Source organism: Annamia dubia NIES-4383 (assembly GCF_055394725.1).
This window is the reverse complement of the sequence record NZ_AP025630.1, coordinates 2,390,839-2,412,203: the sequence shown is the minus strand read 5'-3', so window position 1 is coordinate 2,412,203 and position 21,365 is coordinate 2,390,839. Positions and strand designations below refer to the sequence as shown.

21 protein-coding genes are annotated in these 21,365 nt (G+C 33.6%); 11 read left to right on the top strand and 10 right to left on the bottom strand.

Translation table 11 applies throughout. From position 1 onward, the window contains the following. Position 1: 1 nt before the first annotated feature. The 4 genes from Anndu_RS10800 to Anndu_RS10785 all read right to left on the bottom strand — a co-directional run bounded on the left by Anndu_RS10800 (position 2) and on the right by Anndu_RS10785 (position 4,965). Entirely contained in the window at positions 2-1,621 is a 1,620-nt protein-coding gene (locus Anndu_RS10800; RefSeq protein ID WP_464101207.1) for a SpoIID/LytB domain-containing protein, read from the bottom strand. A gap of 130 nt (positions 1,622-1,751) precedes the next feature. Next, positions 1,752-2,198: a DUF2996 domain-containing protein gene (locus tag Anndu_RS10795; RefSeq protein ID WP_464101206.1), complete on the bottom strand. Its 447-nt coding sequence runs from the start codon at positions 2,196-2,198 to the stop codon at positions 1,752-1,754. A gap of 92 nt (positions 2,199-2,290) precedes the next feature. Further along, positions 2,291-4,210: a peptidoglycan D,D-transpeptidase FtsI family protein gene (locus Anndu_RS10790; protein WP_464101205.1), complete on the bottom strand. Its 1,920-nt coding sequence runs from the start codon at positions 4,208-4,210 to the stop codon at positions 2,291-2,293. Between the two features lie 101 nt (positions 4,211-4,311). Continuing rightward, positions 4,312-4,965 (bottom strand): hypothetical protein, encoded by a 654-nt coding sequence (locus tag Anndu_RS10785; RefSeq protein ID WP_464101204.1) that lies wholly within the window; start codon positions 4,963-4,965, stop codon positions 4,312-4,314. Between the two features lie 199 nt (positions 4,966-5,164). Between Anndu_RS10785 and Anndu_RS10780 the strand changes: the two genes are divergently transcribed. After that, positions 5,165-6,574: a 1-acyl-sn-glycerol-3-phosphate acyltransferase gene (locus tag Anndu_RS10780; RefSeq protein ID WP_464101203.1), complete on the top strand. Its 1,410-nt coding sequence runs from the start codon at positions 5,165-5,167 to the stop codon at positions 6,572-6,574. Positions 6,575-6,583: 9 nt separating this feature from the next. Here Anndu_RS10780 and Anndu_RS10775 read toward each other — a convergent pair whose 3' ends face one another. Further along, positions 6,584-6,982, bottom strand: a complete 399-nt coding sequence (locus Anndu_RS10775) for a bacteriohemerythrin (protein WP_464101202.1) — start codon at positions 6,980-6,982, stop codon at positions 6,584-6,586. A gap of 227 nt (positions 6,983-7,209) precedes the next feature. On the opposite strand from Anndu_RS10775, the gene Anndu_RS10770 reads away from it, so the two are divergent. Then, positions 7,210-8,055 carry a YaaW family protein gene (locus Anndu_RS10770; protein ID WP_464101201.1) on the top strand — a complete coding sequence of 282 codons (846 nt, stop codon included), beginning with the start codon at positions 7,210-7,212 and terminating at the stop codon, positions 8,053-8,055. 55 nt (positions 8,056-8,110) lie between these two features. On the opposite strand, the gene Anndu_RS10765 is transcribed toward Anndu_RS10770, so the two are convergent. Then, positions 8,111-9,487, bottom strand: coding sequence for a PrsW family glutamic-type intramembrane protease (locus Anndu_RS10765; RefSeq protein ID WP_464101200.1), 1,377 nt, complete (start codon positions 9,485-9,487; stop codon positions 8,111-8,113). A gap of 243 nt (positions 9,488-9,730) precedes the next feature. Here Anndu_RS10765 and Anndu_RS10760 point away from each other — a divergent pair, with 243 nt between their 5' ends. From Anndu_RS10760 to Anndu_RS10725, 8 genes are all read left to right on the top strand, one after another. Next, positions 9,731-9,937, top strand: a complete 207-nt coding sequence (locus Anndu_RS10760) for a DUF2949 domain-containing protein (RefSeq protein ID WP_464101199.1) — start codon at positions 9,731-9,733, stop codon at positions 9,935-9,937. Between the two features lie 588 nt (positions 9,938-10,525). After that, positions 10,526-12,223 (top strand): phage tail sheath family protein, encoded by a 1,698-nt coding sequence (locus Anndu_RS10755; RefSeq protein ID WP_464101198.1) that lies wholly within the window; start codon positions 10,526-10,528, stop codon positions 12,221-12,223. Positions 12,224-12,424: 201 nt separating this feature from the next. Beyond that, positions 12,425-12,910, top strand: a complete 486-nt coding sequence (locus tag Anndu_RS10750; RefSeq protein ID WP_464101197.1) for a phage tail protein — start codon at positions 12,425-12,427, stop codon at positions 12,908-12,910. A 132-nt stretch (positions 12,911-13,042) separates the two neighbouring features. After that, positions 13,043-13,534, top strand: coding sequence for a phage tail protein (locus Anndu_RS10745; protein ID WP_464101196.1), 492 nt, complete (start codon positions 13,043-13,045; stop codon positions 13,532-13,534). Between the two features lie 101 nt (positions 13,535-13,635). Next, a complete protein-coding gene (locus Anndu_RS10740) occupies positions 13,636-14,124 on the top strand; it encodes a phage tail protein (RefSeq protein ID WP_464101195.1) in 489 nt (162 codons plus the stop codon). Between the two features lie 111 nt (positions 14,125-14,235). Then, complete coding sequence (locus tag Anndu_RS10735; RefSeq protein ID WP_464101194.1) at positions 14,236-14,622, top strand: hypothetical protein; 387 nt, start codon at positions 14,236-14,238, stop codon at positions 14,620-14,622. Between the two features lie 22 nt (positions 14,623-14,644). After that, positions 14,645-14,965, top strand: coding sequence for a hypothetical protein (locus tag Anndu_RS10730; protein ID WP_464101193.1), 321 nt, complete (start codon positions 14,645-14,647; stop codon positions 14,963-14,965). An 8-nt stretch (positions 14,966-14,973) separates the two neighbouring features. Then, positions 14,974-15,102: a DUF6760 family protein gene (locus tag Anndu_RS10725; protein ID WP_464101192.1), complete on the top strand. Its 129-nt coding sequence runs from the start codon at positions 14,974-14,976 to the stop codon at positions 15,100-15,102. A 39-nt stretch (positions 15,103-15,141) separates the two neighbouring features. Here the strand turns inward: Anndu_RS10725 and Anndu_RS10720 are convergent, their stop codons facing one another. Next, positions 15,142-15,786, bottom strand: a complete 645-nt coding sequence (locus Anndu_RS10720) for a lysophospholipid acyltransferase family protein (protein WP_464101191.1) — start codon at positions 15,784-15,786, stop codon at positions 15,142-15,144. 293 nt (positions 15,787-16,079) lie between these two features. Between Anndu_RS10720 and Anndu_RS10715 the strand changes: the two genes are divergently transcribed. Continuing rightward, entirely contained in the window at positions 16,080-17,387 is a 1,308-nt protein-coding gene (locus tag Anndu_RS10715) for an FAD-binding oxidoreductase (protein WP_464101190.1), read from the top strand. Between the two features lie 101 nt (positions 17,388-17,488). On the opposite strand, the gene Anndu_RS10710 is transcribed toward Anndu_RS10715, so the two are convergent. The 3 genes from Anndu_RS10710 to Anndu_RS10700 form a co-directional block, all read right to left on the bottom strand. Continuing rightward, the gene (locus Anndu_RS10710; protein ID WP_464101189.1) at positions 17,489-19,015 is read right to left on the bottom strand and encodes a phosphomannomutase/phosphoglucomutase; all 1,527 of its coding nucleotides are present in this window, start codon (positions 19,013-19,015) and stop codon (positions 17,489-17,491) included. Between the two features lie 198 nt (positions 19,016-19,213). Then, positions 19,214-21,121, bottom strand: a complete 1,908-nt coding sequence (gene mnmG, locus Anndu_RS10705) for a tRNA uridine-5-carboxymethylaminomethyl(34) synthesis enzyme MnmG (protein WP_464101188.1) — start codon at positions 21,119-21,121, stop codon at positions 19,214-19,216. Between the two features lie 16 nt (positions 21,122-21,137). Next, on the bottom strand, positions 21,138-21,347 hold the full coding sequence (locus Anndu_RS10700; RefSeq protein WP_464101187.1) for a hypothetical protein: 210 nt from the start codon (positions 21,345-21,347) through the stop codon (positions 21,138-21,140). Positions 21,348-21,365: the final 18 nt, after the last annotated feature.

Sequence of the window (21,365 nt, the reverse complement as noted above, 5' to 3'; positions counted from 1 at the left end):
ATTAATTATTTTCAGCCCAAAAAACAATCGAAGAATTTAATCTTTGGATCGTTGTTCCGGGATAATAAAAACTTAATATTTGTTGCGCACTCCAACCTAAATTGGCTAAATTATAAGAGCCATATTGACTCAATCCTACCCCGTGGCCATAGCCTCCACCAATAAAAGAATATCCCGTTAACGTATTATTATTATATATTGGTTCAAGATAAAATAGGGTACTAATGGGAGTAGAAAAAGCGTTTCTAATTTCATTTTTATAAAGGTTAATTATACCCTGATCTGTTGTTACTTGTAACTGTAAAATTCGCCCTGAAAATGAGCGGGTTTTAATTTCAAGTTTTTCAATTTTATTAATATTATTAATTTGATATTTAGTGCGTTTTAAATAATTTTGTAAATCTTTAGTTAAATCGCTTAAATTACTGTTTTTTGTCCAACGAAATAAAGGGCTTTTATCTACTTCATTAAAACCCTGTTTTAAACTAATAAAACGCTTAAAATTTTCTTCATTATCTAAAGATTGTGTTTCCATATTCCAAACAGTTTGAGGGGAGTCTATTACTGCTTTTAAATATGGTCTTTCTGCACCGTTCCAAATATCACTAAATGGCGCGGTAATACCTCCGGTAGTTGAAGAATATAAAGCGTCTACTAATTCATTATTATAGGTTAAAACTAAGCCACTGGTGGCGGCGATCGCTTGATCGGCGGAAGCTACAGCCCCCGATAAGCCTTTATAAACTTGACAGTGGGTAGTGGCACAAAGTTGATACTCGTCTGCTTTGAATCGTCTGACGTTGCGCAGGGCATAAGTTCGGGCGATAATTGTTTGGGCTTCCATCGCTTTAAGGGGGGCTTTTGGGCCTATTTCGTAGGGAACAACTCCCCTTAAATATATTTCTAAAGGTACGTTATTAATTAAAGTAAAATTGCCATAAGAATTGGGGTGAATTTGTAAATTTCCACCATAAAGACGAGTTTCAGATTTACCAGTTTGAGGGTCTTTTGTGTTAACATTAACTAAGTTTTTATCAGTGGTAATTTTAAGATAATCCCGATTATAACGATAACCATTAATTACAAAAGAAGGGATTGGTTTTTCCGTAACAATTTTTGTTTCTAAATAGGGTTCTTCATAACCTTGTTGTTTTAAATTTTGAATTAACCAACGTCTTAATAATGGAGTTTTATAAACACTTCTTTTCGCCCAAACTTGCCAGCGATCAGGCTGAGTTATTTCCACTTCTATGCCTAACTTTTTCCACTTTTGAGCGCTATCTTCCGCCGTTTCAAATGTACCTTCATCGCTTAAAATAACTCTTTCTTCGATTACATTTTTGCCTAAAGAACGACTACTAATATCAATTTTAACTTGATTAGTTTGAATAGTTTGAGGTTGACCATCACCCCCTGTAAAATTAATAGTTAATTGATCATTTTCGGTGCTAGAAATGGTAATTTGATCATCATTATTTTCGCCAAATCTTTGCACAATACCCACATGAAGATTAAGATCACTTTGAGCGTGAATAGGTTGATTAAAAGGTAGTTCCACCACCAAAACCGAAGCAGTAAAAATAATTGCTCTAAAAGTTTGACGAAATAATTGCTTGATCAAAATTGTTTTTTCTCCCCTTATATAATAATTTTAAATTTAAAATTAAAAAAAATTAAACTATCAATTGTCAATTGTTCATTGTTCACTATGGAGTAATAATTGTTAAGTAATAACTATCAATTATTAATTATTAATTTCCAGTAAGCCATTTTTGACTGTTTAAACGCTGAATTGTATAAAGTACCATTAGATCTAAAGTAACTTTTTTCTCATCAATCATAAAGGATTCAATGGTGCTAGGTTGTTTGCCTAAAATTGAATAGGAAAAAGCTTTAGAACCACTAATATTTTCATCAAGAAAATAAAGGTTAAATTGTCGTTTTTGTGATTGCCAATCCCCCACAATTTGCCAACATTGATCATTGGTAGTAGCACCTATGAGGGCGGGTAAGGACTGTTTAAGAAAACTTAATTTGATGTCAGAAATCCCTTGATTTTGAAAAGCCTTTTCCAGAGCCGGAGTAAAATCATCACTCATAAACTCTGTAAAAGGTTTATCTTCTAAAGCGGGTTTTTTTTCTTTTTTAGCCGCAGGTTTTGTTGTTTCTGTGGCCGGTGTTTTTGTTTCTTCTGCCATTATTAATAATTTGATGATTAATTTTATTTAAGAATCTGATTTTGATTATAACAGTAACTATTGAACAATTGATAATTGATCAATAACTATTTCTAATCTCGAAAATGTTGATTTGATTTTTGATTAGATTCTTCTGGGGTTTGGGGAGCATTAGAAGACGGTGGAATCACATAAAGGGAGATTAAAGCATCCATTACTGATTTGACAAGGGGTGCGGCCACGGTTGAGCCAAAAGTATTTTCCCCTTGTGGCTCGTCAATGACGGCTAAAACGACATAACGTGGTTTTTCGATGGGTAAAATGGCCACAAAACTGGTAATTTTAGCATCGGGTAAATAACCGCCGTTAGGACTGGCTTTTTGGGCTGTGCCTGTTTTTCCACCGATGCGATAACCCGGAATTTTGGCCGCCGAGCCACTACCATTAGTTACCACTGTTTCCATCATTTCGGTGACAATTTTGGCCGTTTGGGGAGAAAAAACTTGTTTGGTTTCAAGGTTGGGTTGCCAGTGAAATTGTCCTTGATAGTCCACTAAGCCTTTCACAATATGGGGTTTAACCAGTTTACCCCCATTGGCAAGGGCTGAATGGAGTTGAGCTAATTTAATTGGGGTGAGGGAAAAACCTTGACCAAAGGCGGCCGTGGCCGCTTCAATATCGGCGGAGGTAAAGAGTTTTTCATCTTTTAAATGACTGGCGGTTTCTCCCGGCAGATCTACGCCCATTTTTTGCCCCAATTCTAGTTTTTTGAGGTAATTATAATAGTCATCACGGTTAAGGCGTTGCATTATTTGTACCATCGCCACGTTACTTGAGCGTTGTAAGACTTGGGCAATATTGATATTACCGTTGCCCCCGTTAGTCAAATAATCATGGTTAGAAATAGGCCAAGTATCTATATAAATTCGTCCGGGATCGTAAATAAGGGTATCGGGTTTGATTAATTTTTTCTCAAGGGCGATGGCTATATTAATCGGTTTAAATGTTGAGCCGGGTTCATAAAGATCCGTAACTGCCCAATTTTTAAAAAGGGAAAAATCCTCCACTTCATAATATTTATTAGCATCATAGGTTGGTTCACAAACTAAACTTAAAAGTGAACCATCATTAATATCCATCACGATGACAGCCCCACGTTTAGCCTCAAAAGCCTCCATCTGTTGTTTAAGAATAGTGCGGATCGCTCTTTGTAAACGTAAATCAATGGTTAACTGTAATCTTAATTGATCTGTATTTAATAAACCTTGATTAATATAAGTGGGCATAATACCACCATTCCCAGAACGACTCAAATGAAGATTCATCATTTGACGTTCTAATAATTTTTGTTGACTTAATTCAATTCCGGCTTGTCCTTCATGTTCTTGATTAACATAGCCTAAAACATCCGCAAGTGCGTCATCTTGGGGATAAAATCTTGTATATTGTTGCACCAACTCAATCCCATCTAAATTAAGCTTATCAATTTGATCGGCCTGTTCTTCTGGAATAGCATAAGCGATCCTAATTCCTGTATCTCTTAAATTAAATTTTTTGATTAATTGATCGGGTGTTTGATTAGCTAAAATTGCACTCAAACGGTTGGCCATTTCTTCTTTAGAAATGGTGAACATTTTAGGGTGAGTATATAAGGTATAAACAAGGCGATCGGTGGCTAAAACATTATTTTGATTATCTACAATTGGTCGGCGTGGTAAATAGGGACGTAGATAGGTCATTTGTTGATTACGAGCCTTTTCTAATAATTCTTGAGCCTGAAATATTTGTAAACGATATAAATTAATTCCTAAAGCCAAAACACTACATAATAAAACCCCCCAAACTATTAATAACCTTGATTTGGGTGGTTCAAGCTCGTTAATTTGAGGTTGTATTACCTTCGCTTTTCTTGAGTTAAGATTTCTTCTAATTGGGGTTTTAGTTGTTAATTTTGAAGACAAAAAATCATTTTTTTTCTGTCTTCTTCGAGAACGGCGATTATTTGGTTCAGGATCATTTCTAACTCTAGTCATTCGTGATGTTGATGATTACTTTTTATAAATTTAATTAGAGATAATTTGTTTCAATACTTTTGATATTAAATTTTAATTTTAAGATCAATTTTTAATCTTAACTAATATCCTAAGGGCATCTTAAAATTAGAAGGCATATTTGATGAAGAATTAGACTTTTCTACAGGTACAGATTCCGGTAATTTTAATTTATCATCAGTTGGTTTTAAAAAAATAGTTGTTTTTGGATTAGGATTAACTAACCCAACTTCAGGATTTTCTGCTTCTTGGGCTAATTCATTTTTGATCATTTCATTAGTAGCCGTTAATTGACGTTCATTTCTTTGTAATAATTCTAAATAACGATAGGCTTTCCCCCAACTTTGTTGAGTATAAACTGTCCAACCATATAAGCTTAAAGTTGCTACAATTAAGATAAAAGTTACACAAGAAAAAGCAATATTTAAAGACATTAAACCCTTTAGCCACAACGGATTATTGTTAATTTTTAATTCTTCAACTTTACCATGATTAAGTTGAGAATTAACATTTAATTGAGGTGATTTTTCAATCAAATTATTATTTTTTTGTCTTTTTTTTAGCTGTGTATTTTGTCTCTTTTTCTTCTGAAAAAGATTCAATTGATGATTAGGAACTTGATTAATGTTACTTTTTAAGTTACCATTTTGATCACTCAAAGGAGAATTAATCCTTTTGGATAAACTTCTTTTTTTCGGAATTTGGTGATTGATGGGAAGGTATTTTGCTGAAGCCATAATTAATATAATCGAATTAAAGTTAATCAGAATTTTAAAACCGATCAAATCTTAATACTAAAAGAGTATAATCTACAACAATTATAGCAATATGATCAATTAACTGTAAAAAATTTTAATTTTTAGGTATTTTTTTATAGTACATAAGTTTTATTAATTGACAGTTGTTGAATATTTTTTATGATATTTGAAACTTTCTATGCACTACGCCCATTCAAAACTTAAATTTATTGCGCCTCAATTTAATCTAATTGTGCTTAAACTTTTTCATTATTTATTGCCCATTTTCTTAACTATACGTTTGCGCCCTTGGCTGGTAGCAGGAATTAAGAAAATTGAGGTAATTAATCCTGAAATTTTAGTCAAACTTTATCAAGAATTTCAATCAAAAAAAATTAGATTTTTAATCGCTTTTAGACATCCAGAAGTTGACGATCCTTTATGTTTAACCTATTTATTATCAAGGGTTATTCCTCACACAGCAAAGCAACAAAAAATTGATCTAAAATATCCAATTCATACCCATTTTATTTACGATCGAGGGATGACTATTTGGGCTGGAAATTGGCTTGGATGGCTCTTTTCTAAGGGTGGAGGTATTCCAATTCACAGAGGAAAACCCTTAGATCGTAGTGCCTTAAAAACCGCTAGAGAATTATTAATAAATGGTCAATTTCCGATGGCGATCGCACCAGAAGGAGCTAATAATGGTCATAGTGAAATTGTTAGTATGTTTGAACAAGGAGTTATTCAGTTAGCAGTGTGGTGTGTCGAGGATTTATTAAAAGAAAATAGAACCGAACAAGTGTTAATTGTACCGATAAATATTCAATATAGATATGTTGATCAACCTTGGCATAAATTAGATCAATTATTAACTCAATTAGAACAGGATAGCGGTATGGAAATCAACAAAATCAAAAATGATAATTGTCAAGAAACAATGATTAATTTATGTTATCAAAGATTATTAACTTTAAGCGAGAGAATGTTAAATTTAATGGAAAAATTTTATTGTAGATTTTATCAGGTTAAAATAGAGTCAATTCATCTTGAACAATTATTAATAAATTATCCAAAAGAAGAAATTTTAATTAAAAGATTAGAAAATTTATTAGACATAGCTTTAACCATTGCTGAAGACTATTTTTTGATAGTAAAACAAGGCAACATTATAGATAGATGTCGCCGCTTAGAAGAAGCAAGTTGGAATTATATTTATCGAGAAGATATTGAAGATCTAAATAATATTTCACCCATAGAAAGAGGGCTGGCCGATTGGATCGCACAAGAGGCAGAAATAAGAATCAAAAATATGCGTTTAGTGGAAAGTTTTGTCTCTGTTACTGCTAATTATATCAAAGAAAAACCTAGTTTTGAAAGATTAGCAGAAACCACTTTAATTTTATTTGATGTAATGTCAAGAATTAAGGGCATTAAAACACCAAAAAGACCCCGTTTAGGTCAAAGAATTGCTAAGTTAACCATCGCATCCCCCCTGTGTATTACTGATGAATTAATCAAGGGAAAAAATCAACAAACTAAAACCAAAGTTTTAGTAAGAAATTTAACTGAGCAATTACAAAAATATTTTGAAATTATCACTTAATTATCATTATTAATTAGTAATTACTGATTTAAGTTGACTGTCTATTTTTCTGATATGATTAGCAAACCATTCTAATAAATTTTGATTAACTTTAATTGCTAAATTAACACTCGCTCCTTGAGAATTTAATTCTTGTTTTATTTCATTTAAAGAATTAATAAAATGAAGGTGCGCACTCTTATTTTCTTTGGCTACAGGGCATTGATAACGGTACATACAGGATTCTTCATAACCAAAATGATCATTTACATATTTACTTAAAAATGTCATTATATTTTGAATTTCTTGCATACCCTGATCATTTTGAATCGCCTCATATAACAAATTCATTTGATTAATTAATTGTTGATGTTGTCGATCAATTTCAGGAACACCTGTTTTAAGTGATTCTGTCCAAATAAGGGGCATTGTTTCGATTCTCCTTATCAAAATAAATTAATTAATTGACTTTTAATTTTTGATTATTTAATCTATTATCCACCGTTAATTGTTAATTGTCAATTGTCAATTGTCAATTTTTTAAAAAAAGATGGTCAATTTTAAAACTGGTTATTGATGATACAACTAAAAACATTTATAATGTTATGATTAACCTATTAAATTAAATATTAAATTTAGCAATTAAGGAGTAAATTTTGGACGAATTACGCAGTGTTTTAGAATTGGCCACCGAACCAGAATTAGAGTATTTAACTCAACTCTTATTTAGTCGCAAATTAAATCCTTTAGACTATTTACAAACACCTGAACCAATTGAGATCCAAAGTCAAAATTTACCAGACTGGTTAGACTCTTTAGAAGCCCGTTTTCGTTATTTAGGGGCTAATGGAATTACTGTTTTAAAAGGTAGAACTCATCAAGTTACTTATCGTCAAATTTTAATCCAAGTTTGCCGTTATTTAAAAATTCCCTACGCCCAAAGTATGACTACTACTGAAATTGAGTCAGAAATATTTTTAAATTTAGTCAGTAAAGCATGGCAAAAATTACCAAAAAAAGAGCAAAATTCTTTAACAATTAAAGTTCAAAAAGCCTTAGCTAAATCAAATTTACCTGAAATTTTACCCCCTCAATTACAACATGATCCCTTCAATATTTTACTGAAAGGAAGTAGCGCTATCGCAGTTAATTCTGTGATTAAACCTTTCTTATTAACACAAATTGCTAGACAAATTGCCTTTCATTTTGCTCAATATCAAGCTACTCAAAATTTAATGATTCAAGGCGGAAAACTTGCTACTTCAACCATTGAAAATCAACTAATTTTATCTATGGCAAAAAGAGGTATAACCCTTAATACAGCACGTTATAGTGCGGTTAAAACTGTATTTTCTTTATTAGGTTCTTTTCTCTGGATTTACTTTTTTGTTGATCTAGGTTGGAGGTCAATTGCTACTAATTATGGGCGCATTATTCCTACTATTTTTACATTAGCTCAAATTCGTTTGACTCGTAGTGAATGGGAATTATCTTTAACTTAAAAATGATGGCGTGTTTTTTTTCTAATCTTAAATAAAAAGTTGATGAGGTTAAATCTTATTTTTTAAAATTAAAAAATTGAGTGGCAAAATTTTGAGATCTATTCGGTGATAAAGCCCTTGCTTTAAGGATAGCGGCCGCTAAAAAAGCATAGGAAAAAATGCCAACCCCCGTAGAAAAAATTAAGCCGATCGAGCCGATCGAGCCAGTGGCATTCCATAAACCATGTAGTAAAGCCGAACTAAGATAACCGATCAGTAAAATGACTGAAGCTTGACGAGGTTTTAACACACTTAAACCGATAAAATAGCCAAAATAACCAGTATAAGCCATGTGTCCCGCCACTGAACCTAAAATTCTAGGAATTAGTAATTGTAACCCGGCCAAGTCACCATAAAGGTCTTGAAAATTAGGCACATATTGACCTAAAGTTTCTAATAAAGTAAAGCCTAAAGCCGAGGCAGAACCAATTAAAATGCCATCTAAAGGTTCATAAACTCCGATTTTTTCCCTATGGGGAGATTTAAAAAATTTACTAACAAATAAAGCCAAAAAAATTGGAATTGATTTTAATAATTCTTCCGCCATTCCTGCCCCGAAAAAATGACCGATTAAACTTTGAAAAAAACCTTGATTTTCCTCAATATTTCCGGGTAAAATATCCCTAAAAATAATGGCAATCAGTTCCCAAATTGGCGTAAATAATAAAATAATTGTGGTCATCATACTTAAAACTAATAACCACCAAGGTTTGGATTTACCACAAAGTTGATAGATAAAATAATAAGCCAATCCCCCAATATAAAAAGCTAATACAGTATTAAATAATTCAGTATTAATAGTTGCAAACATCAAAACAACAAAAATTACTGTCAAACTAGCGGGGACTAAAAAAGCTTTTTTCTTTAAATCTTTTCCCGTTGAAAGAATCGGAATTAATTGAGTAATTGTTAAATTATCATTATTTTTCTGTGCATTTTGAGATAGGGAAAAATTGGGATTAATTGGATTAATTGGAGTACCTACAGCCGGCCGAGAAACCACCGTTGAAGCTTTGGGATCGGGCTGATTAACTGCCATCGTAGCAGGGGAACTTTGAGTATATTCAATCACAAATTCAGGCCCATTTTCCCCCAACATAATGCGATCACCCGTTTGTAAAATTTGTACTTGTTGAATCTGTTTATTATTAACATAAACACCATTGGCACTATTTTGATCCACCACTTCCCACAAAGAACTGCCACTGTGAGCCGAAGGACGGATCAAAGCGTGACGGCGAGAAACACCCGAATAAAGTTGAGGATCTAAAGGAGCTTGACAAGTGGGATCACGGCCGATTATTATTTGCTGACCTTGATTTAACTCACAAGGCTTTAACAGGGATACATTAACCCCCCCAGTGGAAACCTGACGCAAATATCCTATAATCATAAATTTATCTTATATAGTGTTTTTCTTTACTATTTAATTCTGTGCCAAAAGTGGATTCTTTCATCTGAAAATGTTTTCATTAGTTGCCCTACTTATTACTTAACTTATATAATAAGTTTAATCACTTTGAAGATTGATCAAGATCACAACTTATTTTCCATTGTATCACTGATCTTCAGAAGATATTTGATGATAATAAGAACAAATTAAATTAATCATCCCACGATCACAGAGGTTAAAATTATGAAAACGACACACCATGACCAATTTGTTAATTTTTTGAATCAAGATTTAGGACTGCCCTTCTCCTCTATTCATTTGGCGGTCAAACAGTCAGGCTCATCCTTGAATACCTTACCGATGATTTTATGGCAATATGGATTAATTAGTTTACAGCAGTTAGAGCGTATTTTTGATTGGTTAGATAGAATTACTCCTGAATTTAGTTAAATTAAAATTATAAAAGTAATTAATAACCTCTGTATCCCCGATCCCTGACTTATTTTATAAGTCGGGGATTTCATTTTTGACTCTTAATAGATCAATAAAACAAAAAATTTCAAAAACTAAACAAATGTTTTTTTTCGTTAAGAAATTAAACATTTTTGGATAGAGTGAACTAAATTCACATAAAATTAGGGCAGATTTGACATAGAACAAGAATATGGTAACAAAAACATAAATTAAGAAAATCTTAAGACCCCAACTATTCTAAAAAGATAAAGCTTAATCATTATGTCAATAAAAAAACATCAATTTTACCGTTTCCAAAGAATGAATAAAAATAAAGGAGAAAGATCAAAACTTCACTTTAAAGATTAAATAAATTCTGAAAAAGTGGTTAAAACGGGTGAAAAATTGTTGATTAATTGAGCAAAATTGGCAAGTCAAGATTTTTTTAACAAATGTTACTAAATTAACTATTTCAAACCAGATTGAACTATAACTATAAAAAGTTATAGGTTATAAGCAAAAAATAAATGTCAAGTTTGACTTAAACAACAATTTAATTTAATTCCCGATGGAGGATAAAAATTAATGGCACTAGACTATTTTGCTCCCGGTGTCTACGTCGAAGAAGTAGACAAAGGTAGTCGCCCGATCGAAGGTGTAAGCATGAGCGTAGCAGGTTTTATTGGCTTTACCGAAGATGTTAGAGGTGACGCAGAACTTTTCAAACCGATGATGGTAACAAATTGGGGTCAATATTGCGAATATTTTGCCAAACCCGGTTCCGATGGTTTTACGGATTTTAATGCCTATCTGCCCTTTGCTGTGCAAGGATGGTTTGATAATGGTGGTGGCCGTTGTTGGGTAGCTAGTATTGGTACAAAACTCCCCGGTTCTCCCGCACCTGATGATAAAGAAACCGCCACGAAATTATTAACCGGAGGAGGGAAACCTTCTTTAAGCTTCAATCTTAAATTAACTGCTACTGAGGGGGATACTCCTGCCCTTCCTTCTTCTGCTGGTAGAATGGTGGTGACAATTTCCGAAAGTACGCCCAAACCTGCGGCCGAAGGTGAAGAAGAACCTTTAGATACGGGGGAATTTTTCAGCTTAATCGTCAGACAAGGGGATCAGGTGTTGGAAAGTTATGAACATCTTTCCATGAATCCCCAAGTGGAAACGGCGGTAGCTGATTACGTTGTTACTGCTTTAGAGGCCTCTGAATATGTAAGTATTGCTGATATTTCCATCAGTGGACAGGCTTTATCCCGTCGGCCGGCTAACGGTAGTTACGAAATTTCCCCTCCTCCTTATATTGCCCCTAGAGACAAAGTTACCAGAGATGTAACCGGAAACCGTGATAGAAAAGAAGGTATCCAAGGGATTTTTGAAGTGGATGAAGTGGCGATGATCGCTTGTCCTGACATCATGAGACTTTACCAAGAGGGTATTCTTGATTTAGATCAAGTTCACGGTGTGATGGAAATGATGGTTAGTAACTGTGAAAATGCTTTTCCTGGCCCTGCTTTCCGTATGGCGGTGATTGATCCACCTCCTGTTAAACCGGGTAAGGGTGCTGAACCGGTTGCACCTGAACAACAAAAACCCCAAGATGTGGCTCAATGGTTAAATACTTTTAACCGCCGTTCCATGTACGGTGCATTATACTATCCTTGGATTAAAGTGGCTAATCCTCGTAATGGTGGCCGTCCCATTTTCGTGCCTCCTTCTGGTCACATGATGGGTATTTGGTGTCGTACGGATCAATCTCGTGGTATTTTTAAAGCTCCGGCCAATGATACCCCTCGTGGTGTTTTAGGGTTGGCTTATGAAACCAATATGAGAGAACAGGAATTACTCAATCCCCTTGGTATTAACTGTATCCGTAACTTTGCTAGTTATAACCGAGGCATTAAAGTTTGGGGTGCGAGAACTTTAGTTGAACCCGATAACATCCAATGGCGTTATATCAGTGTGCGCCGTTTAATCAGCTACATTGAAAAATCCATCGAAATGGGTACACAATGGGTCGTATTTGAGCCGAATGATGAGGATCTGTGGGGACGGGTTAACCGTACTGTGACAGGCTTTTTAACTGGACTGTGGCGAGATGGGGCTTTATTTGGGTCTTCACCGGATCAGGCCTTTTATGTTAAATGTGATGGAGAACTCAACACCCATGAGACGATTATGAAAGGTCGACTCTATGTGGAAGTGGGTGTTTGTCCTGTCAGACCTGCTGAATTTGTGATCTTCCGCATTAGTCAGTGGGCCCCTAATCAATAATTAATCATTGTCGTGTTCTGAAATGAACTTGTTAGTGATTAAGACACATCTCCAAAAATTAGGATTTTAGGATAATAGATCAAGCTAAAAGCTTGATTTTTGGGGATGTCTAGTCTAATTAATTTAACTTACAAGCTCTTTTCTTTCCTCTTAAATTAATCAATTACTCACAAGTTAAATTAAATGTTAAGGAGATAAATAATGGCTGAACTAAAACCAATCACGATTAGTCGCTTCTATTTTGAAGCGGATGGAATCACGGAAAAAATGTTAAAAAGTGTCCAAGAGGTATCATTCCAAGGACAAACGGCCGGTCATGATAAAGCCTTAGCTTCTACCAAGGATGCGAAAACTTTAAGACAAAGTACCTCGGCCGGTTTTGAAGAAAACCCGAATATTACCATTGAAGTTTATCTGGCTGAAGGGGATATGGATTTTTATAATTGGTTTAAAGCTGTCATGCCTACTGATTATGCAGGGGCTGGTTCTGGAGACGGAAAATGGGCTGATAACCGCAAAAATTGCACCATTACCGCTTATGATCCCGGTGATAATATTATTCTACAGTGGAATCTGACAAAAGCTTGGCCTAAAAGTTATAAAGTTTCTGACTGGGATGCGGCGGGAAAAGATTTAGCTTTTGAGACTTTTGAATTAATTTGTGAAGATATTAGACGGGTTGCATAATAACTAAAATTAAGATAGATCTAGCAGTTCTCAATCTTTTTTGAGAAATGAATCTAACGAAGTCTCAAACTACTTTTTTAATACTTAATCCGATGTCTATTCAATATTAGTTAATTAAGAGGAATTTTCATTATGGCATTTAATGGACAAAATCAAGAAATTCTGGCTAATTCTAAATGGTATCTTCAAATTGACCAATTAGAAGATGCGGTGATTGCTAAAGTTAGTGGTCTTGGTACAACTTTATCTACGGCTGGAGATATGAAATCTTTAGGGGTGTCTAAGGGGGGTAAAAGTACCATGCAGGCCACTGTCTCAGGGGTGGAAAGTGGTTCAATTACGGTGGAATTTGTGGCTACGGTGGAAGATAAAAGAATGCACGACTGGTATCGGGCTTCTCACTCCATTGGCGGGCCGATGGCTGGGGGTGGTTCAACCAGTGGCGGTGAACAGCGTACTGCTTCTTTAATTGTTTATAATCAAGAAGGGAAGGAAGCGGCTAAATGGTCTTTTACTGGGGTATTTCCGAAAAGCTATAAGACTTCTAAAATGGAGCCTGGTGGCACTGAATTATTTAGAGAAACGGTTGAGTTTATTTATCATACATTGCACCGTGTTTTATAATTGATCCGTTTAAATTATAGTTTTTGTAGAGACGTGCTAAGGTGCGTCTCTACGGGTTTTTTGTAATATAATTAAGGTAAATTAGCTAGGGATTAATTACTATGGGTAGTGTACCAAGTTATGAAGTTTTAACGACTTCTAAATATTATTTAGAATTATCGTTAGATGGTTCTAAAGAGGTGATTGATGGTTATTTTATGGAATGTTCTGGTTTTAAACGTAATCAAGAATTAATTGAATTTGCGGAGGTAACGCCTCAAAAATGGGGCAAAAATGCGAAAACGGGACGAGTAGCCCTAACTAAAATGCCCGGAAATGTTAAATCTGATAATTTAACTTTGCGTTTTGGGATGACTATTTCGACTACTTTTTGGAAATGGTTTAAAGCGGTGGAGGACGGTGATTGGGCAAAACAATTTCGGGATGGGGATATTACCATTTATAATCAAAAAGGGGAAATTAGTGCTAGGTTTCGTTTTTTGGGGGCTTGGCCGATTAATTATAAAATTAGTGATTTGAAGGCTGGTAGTGCGGAATTTCAAGTAGAAGAATTACAGTTATCGGTACAACAATTTTTCCGAATTCAATAGAGAAAAAAAGTGTTTTTGTGAATAACAAAAGCGTTAATTTTTTTGGACAGGATCAATTGAGGACTGCTATAGTAAAATTAATTTATTTAAGTTCACAATAGGATTAAATCAATGATTCAAACCGAGTTTGAATTTACTTTGCCCAAGGGTTATATAGATGAGGATGGAAATATTCATCGTTCAGGTGTAATGCGTCTTTCGAGGGCGATGGACGAAATTATCCCCATGCGGGATCCAAGGGTTAAAAGTAATCCGGCTTATGCAACTATTATTATTTTAGCAAGGGTAATTATTCGTTTAGGGGCTTTATCTGATGATGAAGTTAATCCGGGGGTAATTGAAAATATGTTTGCTGTTGATTTGAGTTATTTACAAAAGTTTTATCGTCAAATTAATGGTTTAAATGAAAATAATGAGCCGATCGAAACTGAATCTGATCTTGAAATTATTAATTCTGGTAATTTAGAAGATTTAGATCCTTCAACAATTGACAATTAAATTTTATTACGATTTTTTTTCTATGAAAAACTATACTGAATTTAGTTTTTCCTTACCTAAAGGTTTAATTGATTCACAAGGAAATTTACATCAAAAAGGTAAAATTCGCTCTGCTACGGGAGCGGATGAAATTTTAGTAGCAAAAGATGCTAGAGTTTTACGGGATCAATCTTATGGTGTTTTTGTAATTTTATCTCGTTTAATTATTAGTTTGGGTAGTTTATCTAAAGTAACTCCTCAACAATTAGAAAGTTTATTTTTAACTGATTTTTATTATTTACAAAAGATTTATTTTCAAATTAATCAATATCCGATGGAGTCTAGTTTTTTGGGGGAGTTCTAGGCTACCCCTTGGAACAACTTTATCAAGAGGTAGCGTTAATTGCTTTTCATTTCCATTGGTCTTTAAATGATATTTTAGCATTAGAACATTCACAAAGGCGACTTTGGGTTGAACAAATTGGCCTATTAATTAAGTAATAAGCAATTGATAATTAATTTGTTTGAGGCTAGGGTTTTTTATCTTCCTAAATCTAACATTTCATTAATTATTTTAGCACAATCGTTCGTAATTCCTTCTAACTCTTCTTTTTTCGTAGAAGTGGGTGCAGGAATTACATCTCCAACTCTTAAAGTTAACGGTACTGATTGGGGAATAGCCGAGCCTTTTTTAACAATTTTTTCGACTCCCCAAATACTGACGGGTAAAATTGGAGCGTTGGCCTTGGCCGCAATCAAGGCCGCCCCCAGTTTAGGCTCATAAATTTTGGCATCGGGGGTGCGTGTACCCTCTAAAAATAAACCTACCGCCCATCCGTCTTTCAGAGCATTCAGAGCTAATTTGATCGCATTGCGATCGCTCGCACCACGTTTAACGGGATAAGCACCATATAACTTAATTAACTCCTTTAAAACAGGCACTTTAAACAATTCATCTTTAGCCATAAAAGAAACAGGGCGGCGAATGGTAGTAGAGAGCAAAGGAGGGTCATAATAACTGCCATGATTACAAACTACCACTAAAGGCCCTTTTTTTGGGACTTTCTCTAAACCGTAAGCTTTTCCTCTGAAATAAGTATAATAAAAAGGACTAATAAAACTATACTTAGCAAAGTTAAATAAAAATAAATTTATTAAAGGCTCTCTTTCTCTTTGTTCAATCATAATGTTAGAAAATAGTGCAAAATTTAATTTTAATTTGTTAATAATAATTTTAAGATTATAAACTTAATTGTCACTTTTTGAAAGCATTAAAATTAGAATAATATTTTAAATATCTAAGAATAAATCAACTACATAACCTTGATGATCACTAACTTGTTTATTATTTTGATTTTTTGATCTAAAATTTCATAGTATATTTGTATTGAAATAAATCACAATTGTTGAATGATGTTTATATTGGTATAATTAAAAATTAGTTTAATAATTAACTTATATTTTATTTTAATCCTAAAATGCAAATTTTAACCGATATTCTTCAAGATCTTTCTACGAATGAGGTAGAATTAATCCAATGGGAAAATCTTAATTCTCAACAAAAAATTAAAATTGAAAATGCAATTTTATCACCAAATAAACCCGTTGGTTTATGTTTACCTCAAAATGTTCAAGAATTATCAAAAATTATCAAATATACCCATCAAAATCGTCTTTCTGTGATGATTTTAGGTAAGGGTAGTAAAATTAATTGGGGTAACTTAATAACTGATTGTAATTTAGTCATTTGTACGGAAAAATTAAATAAAATTGTAGAACATTCGGTGGGAGATTTTACTATTACAGTACAAGCAGGAATGACTTTAAAAGAATTAAAAAATCATCTCAAAAAATTTAATCAATATTTACCCATTGATCCGGCTTTTCCTGACACAGCAACAATCGGGGGAATTATTGCTACTGCTGATGGTGGCAGTTTAAGACATAAATATAACGGTATTCGTGACTTAATTTTAGGAGTTTCTTTGATTAGAAATGATGGAGAAATTGTTAAGGCTGGAGGTAAAGTTGTTAAAAACGTGGCTGGTTATGATTTAATGAAATTATTAACAGGAAGTTATGGAAGTTTAGGGATTATTACGGAAGTAACTTTAAGATTATTTCCTATCTTAGAAAATGCCAAAACTATCTTAATTACTGGAAATTCTCATAACATAGATCAAGCAATTCAATTATTAAAAAATTCTGCCTTAACACCTTTAAAAGCTGACTTATTATCTGCCAGTTTAATTCAGGAATTAAACTTAGGTAATAGTATGGGAATGTTAGTACAATTTCAAGGAATATTAGAAAGTATTAATTATCAAAGTGAACATTTAATTAATATTGCTAAAAATTTAGGCTTAAAAACAGAAATTTTACCCGAAGATCAAACGGATCAATTATATGATAAAATCAATCAATTGTTAACAGAAATTAACTCAAATTGTGGGGTTACTTGTAAAACAGGAATTTTGCCTAGTTTTGCGGTTAAAATGTTAGAAAAATTAACAGAATTAGTAGTAATTAAACAACAAGCAATTATACATTTAGGTAGTGGGATTGGTAGAATTTATTTAGAACAAGAAAAATTATTAAATTCTTTAAAAACCATGCGAGAATATTGCCAAGAAAATCAAGGTTATTTAATAGTATTAGATGCCCCCTTAAGGGTAAAAAAAGAATTTGATAGTTTTGGTTATAATGGCAATGCTAAATATTTGATGAGACAAATCAAACAAAAATTTGATCCGCAAAATATGTTTAATCCTGATATTTTTATTTAATCAAAAATTGTTATTTTAAAAGTTGGGGATTTTTAAAATCCCTAACTTTTAATTGAGGTGATCGCAAGTTAATCAAAATTTAATTAACTAGGTATTAATTATTAATTAAAACAGGAAAGATCGAGACTTTCAAACTCTTTAAAAAAGGTTAAAAGTCGGTTCGCAATTTTATTAACTCCGCCTTTAATATTAGATTCAATATTTAAGGGAATCACAGGATCATGTAAGGATAAACGTAATAAAAACCAACCTTTTTCATCTTCTTTTGTGCAAGAAACCCTGATCCCTTCATAATTATTAGGGACAATTTTCCAATCAATTTGATTACTAGCAAATTCGGTTAATTTCTTAATAACTTGATTGCCATAATCTTTAAATTCTTCAGTCTTAATATTAATGCGAAATTCCTCACTTTCTTCTGGTTCTTTTAAATTACTAATTAAATCGGTTAAAGATTTATTTTCTTGTTTTAATTTGGCCAATTCAATTAATAATTTAGTAATTAAATAAGCCCCATCATCAAGAAAGTAATTTTCTTTCATTGCCCCATGGCCAGAAGTCTCGATCGCTAACCATGATTCTTGACCTTCATTATTTAATCTAATGGCTTCATTAATGACATTTTTATAACCACGTTTAAAACGGTGATGAATGCCCTCTAATTCTATTTCAATAAAATCCGTTAAACCCTCTGAAGTAATGGAGTCTGTGACGATCACCGAGTTAGGATGTTCCTGTAAAACTATGGCAGAAATTAAAGCAATTAAACGGTTACGATTTAACTCTTTTCCATTAGTATCAACGGCCGCACCTCGATCCACATCTGTATCAAAAATAATGCCAAAATCAGCGTTATTTTTAATAACAGCCTCGGAAATTGAAGCCATTGCTTCTTTATTTTCAGGGTTAGGAATATGGTTAGGAAATGTGCCATCAGGCTCTAAAAATTGACTGCCATTAATATCAGCACCTAACGGTTTTAAAACCTGATCAGCATAAAAGCCACCAGCCCCATTTCCGGCATCAACAATAATTTTTAAACCCTTTAAAGGTTGGTTATAATTATCAGGATGGTTAACTCCTTCTCTGATTTTTTTAACTAAAATTTGGGCATAAACTGAGATAAAATTATGTTGAGAAATTGAACCTTGATTATTACTTTCCTCAAAATTATTAGCCTCAGCTAATGTTAAAATTTGACTAATATCAGGCTTATCTAAACCGCCTTGATGGGTGAAAAATTTTAAGCCATTTCTATTAAAAGGAAGGTGACTAGCGGTTAACATAATTGCACCATCACAGTTATAATTTTCGGTCACTGTACTCATAAACATAGCCGGAGTAGAAGCCAGTTGAAAATCATAAATATTACAGCCCATTTCTATCATTGCAGAGATAACTGCTTGACTTAAATTTTCACCTGATAAACGACTATCTCTCCCCACCGAAATTGTTAATTCAGTGGCTTTTTTTCCTAATTTTTCTGTTAACCAAACCACAAAACCTTTACCAATTCTAGCAATAATTTCAGGAGTTAAATTAACAGTTTCATTGGGTATTCCTTCAAGGGCAATTCCTCTAATGTCTGAGCCGTTTTGTAATTTTTTCCAGTTAAAGTTTTCTAGCATAGAGTTTAATCATTTCATTAAGATAAATTAAATTAAAAAGTCGAAACATGATCTTAATTAGATCTTAATTATAAGCAAAAAAGAAACCAATTATTCAACAATTGACAAGTTAAAAAGGGGTAAAAATAAAAAAATTTTTTCTTTATTTTTAATTTTATACTTTATAACTAGAGGTCATTGTCAATTATTAATTAATTATTAAATCATTACTTTTTGACGATTTCTTACTTCTAAATAAATCAAAAGTGCATTAAGATCAGCAGGGTTAACTCCCCCAATTCTTGAGGCTTGGCCAATGGTTAAAGGGCGAACTTTTGTTAATTTTTCCCGTGATTCCATTGATAAAGTTTCAATTTTCATATAATCTAAATTATCAGGTAATTTCTGATTACTATGACGGGCAATTTGATCAATTTGATTTTGTTGCCGTTTGATATAACCTGAATATTTAATATCAATTTCTGCACCTTCTTTTTCCTGTTGATTTAAGTTAGTATTACCCAAATTATAACGCTCTAAATTAACATAATGAAAATTAGGACGGCGCAACAGATCAGCTAAGGTAATTGAACTTTTAATTTTATCACCTGTATCGGCGATAATTTGTTGAGAAACCTCATCATTTTCTTTAATTCTCGTACTATATAAACGCTCTTTTTCTGCGGTAATATTTGCCTGTTTTTCTTGATATAATTGCCAACGGCGATCATCAATTAAACCAATTTCTCGCCCTAAAGGTGTTAATCTTTGATCAGCATTATCAGAGCGCAAAATTAAGCGATATTCCGATCGAGATGTTAACATTCGGTAAGGTTCTCTTAAGTCTTTGGTACACAGATCATCTATTAATGTACCAAGGTAACTTTGCTCTCTGGAAAAGATAATCATTTCCTGATTTTTCACATATTTAACAGCATTTATTCCCGCAACTAAACCTTGAGCGGCCGCTTCTTCATAGCCCGTTGTACCATTAATTTGACCCGCCGAAAATAGCCCCTCAATTTTTTTAGTCATCAAAGTTGGATAACATTGAGTAGCAGGTAAAAAGTCGTATTCTACGGCGTAGGCAGGGCGCAACATCACACATTTTTCTAAGCCCGGAAGGGTGTGTAACATTGCTAATTGAATATTCTCAGGAAGCCCAGTGGAAAAGCCTTGAATATATAATTCAGGAATATCTCTCCCCTCTGGTTCAATAAAAATTTGATGGCTTTCTTTGTCGGCGAATCTAACAATTTTATCCTCAATTGAAGGACAATAACGAGGCCCTTTTGAGTCTATAAATCCGCCATAAATTGGTGATAAATGTAAATTATTTCTTATTAATTGATGGGTTTCTTGAGTAGTTCTAGTGAGATAACAGTTCATCTGTTCTCGTTCCACCCAAACTTGAGGATCAAAACTAAACCAACGCACTTCCTCATCAAAGGGCTGTAACTCCATCTTAGAAAAATCAACCGATCGCCGATCAACCCGTGCAGGTGTACCAGTTTTCAGTCTACCCGTTTCAAAACCCAGATCATTTAAAGTTTCCGTTAAGCCGATGGCCGCAAATTCCCCCGCTCGTCCGGCTTCCATAGACTTACCGCCGATCCAAATTTTACCGCCTAAAAATGTACCCGTTGTTAAAATTACCGCTTTTGCTTTAAAACAAGTTCCAAAATAGGTTTGAACTCCTAAAACCTCATCATTTTTACCCAATATTAAATCCGTAGCCATGCCCTCACGGATGCTCAAATTCTCTTGATTTTCCACAATTTCCTTCATAATCTGAGCATATTCCCTTTTATCAGTTTGGGCGCGTAAAGCCCACACCGCAGGGCCACGAGAAGAATTTAAAACCCGTTTCTGTAAATAGGTGCGATCGGCCATTTTCCCGATTTCTCCCCCTAAAGCGTCCACTTCATGGGTTAATTGAGACTTGGCCGGCCCTCCCACGGCCGGATTACAGGGTTGCCATGCAATTTTATCCAAATTCAGAGTTAACATGAGGGTACGACAACCGAGTCTTGCAGAGGCTAAAGCCGCCTCACAACCGGAATGACCCGCTCCGATCACAATAATATCAAATTCATCCTGAAATTCAACAGCAGTTCTAATAGTCATAGTTAACAATAATTAATTAATCTAAATCTTTTGCTATTCCAATAATACCTAATTTCTTAGCTAAATCATAGCAACTTTGATCATTTCCATCATTAACCTTGAAAAGATTATTATTAACATTCTTAATAATAATCTGATTTTCTAGTTGAGTAATTTCAACTTCTTGACTATTTCCTAATAATTTTTTAGGAATTAAAACACCTCCTTCTGTTACTTGTAATTTCATAAATTATCCGGTTTTAAA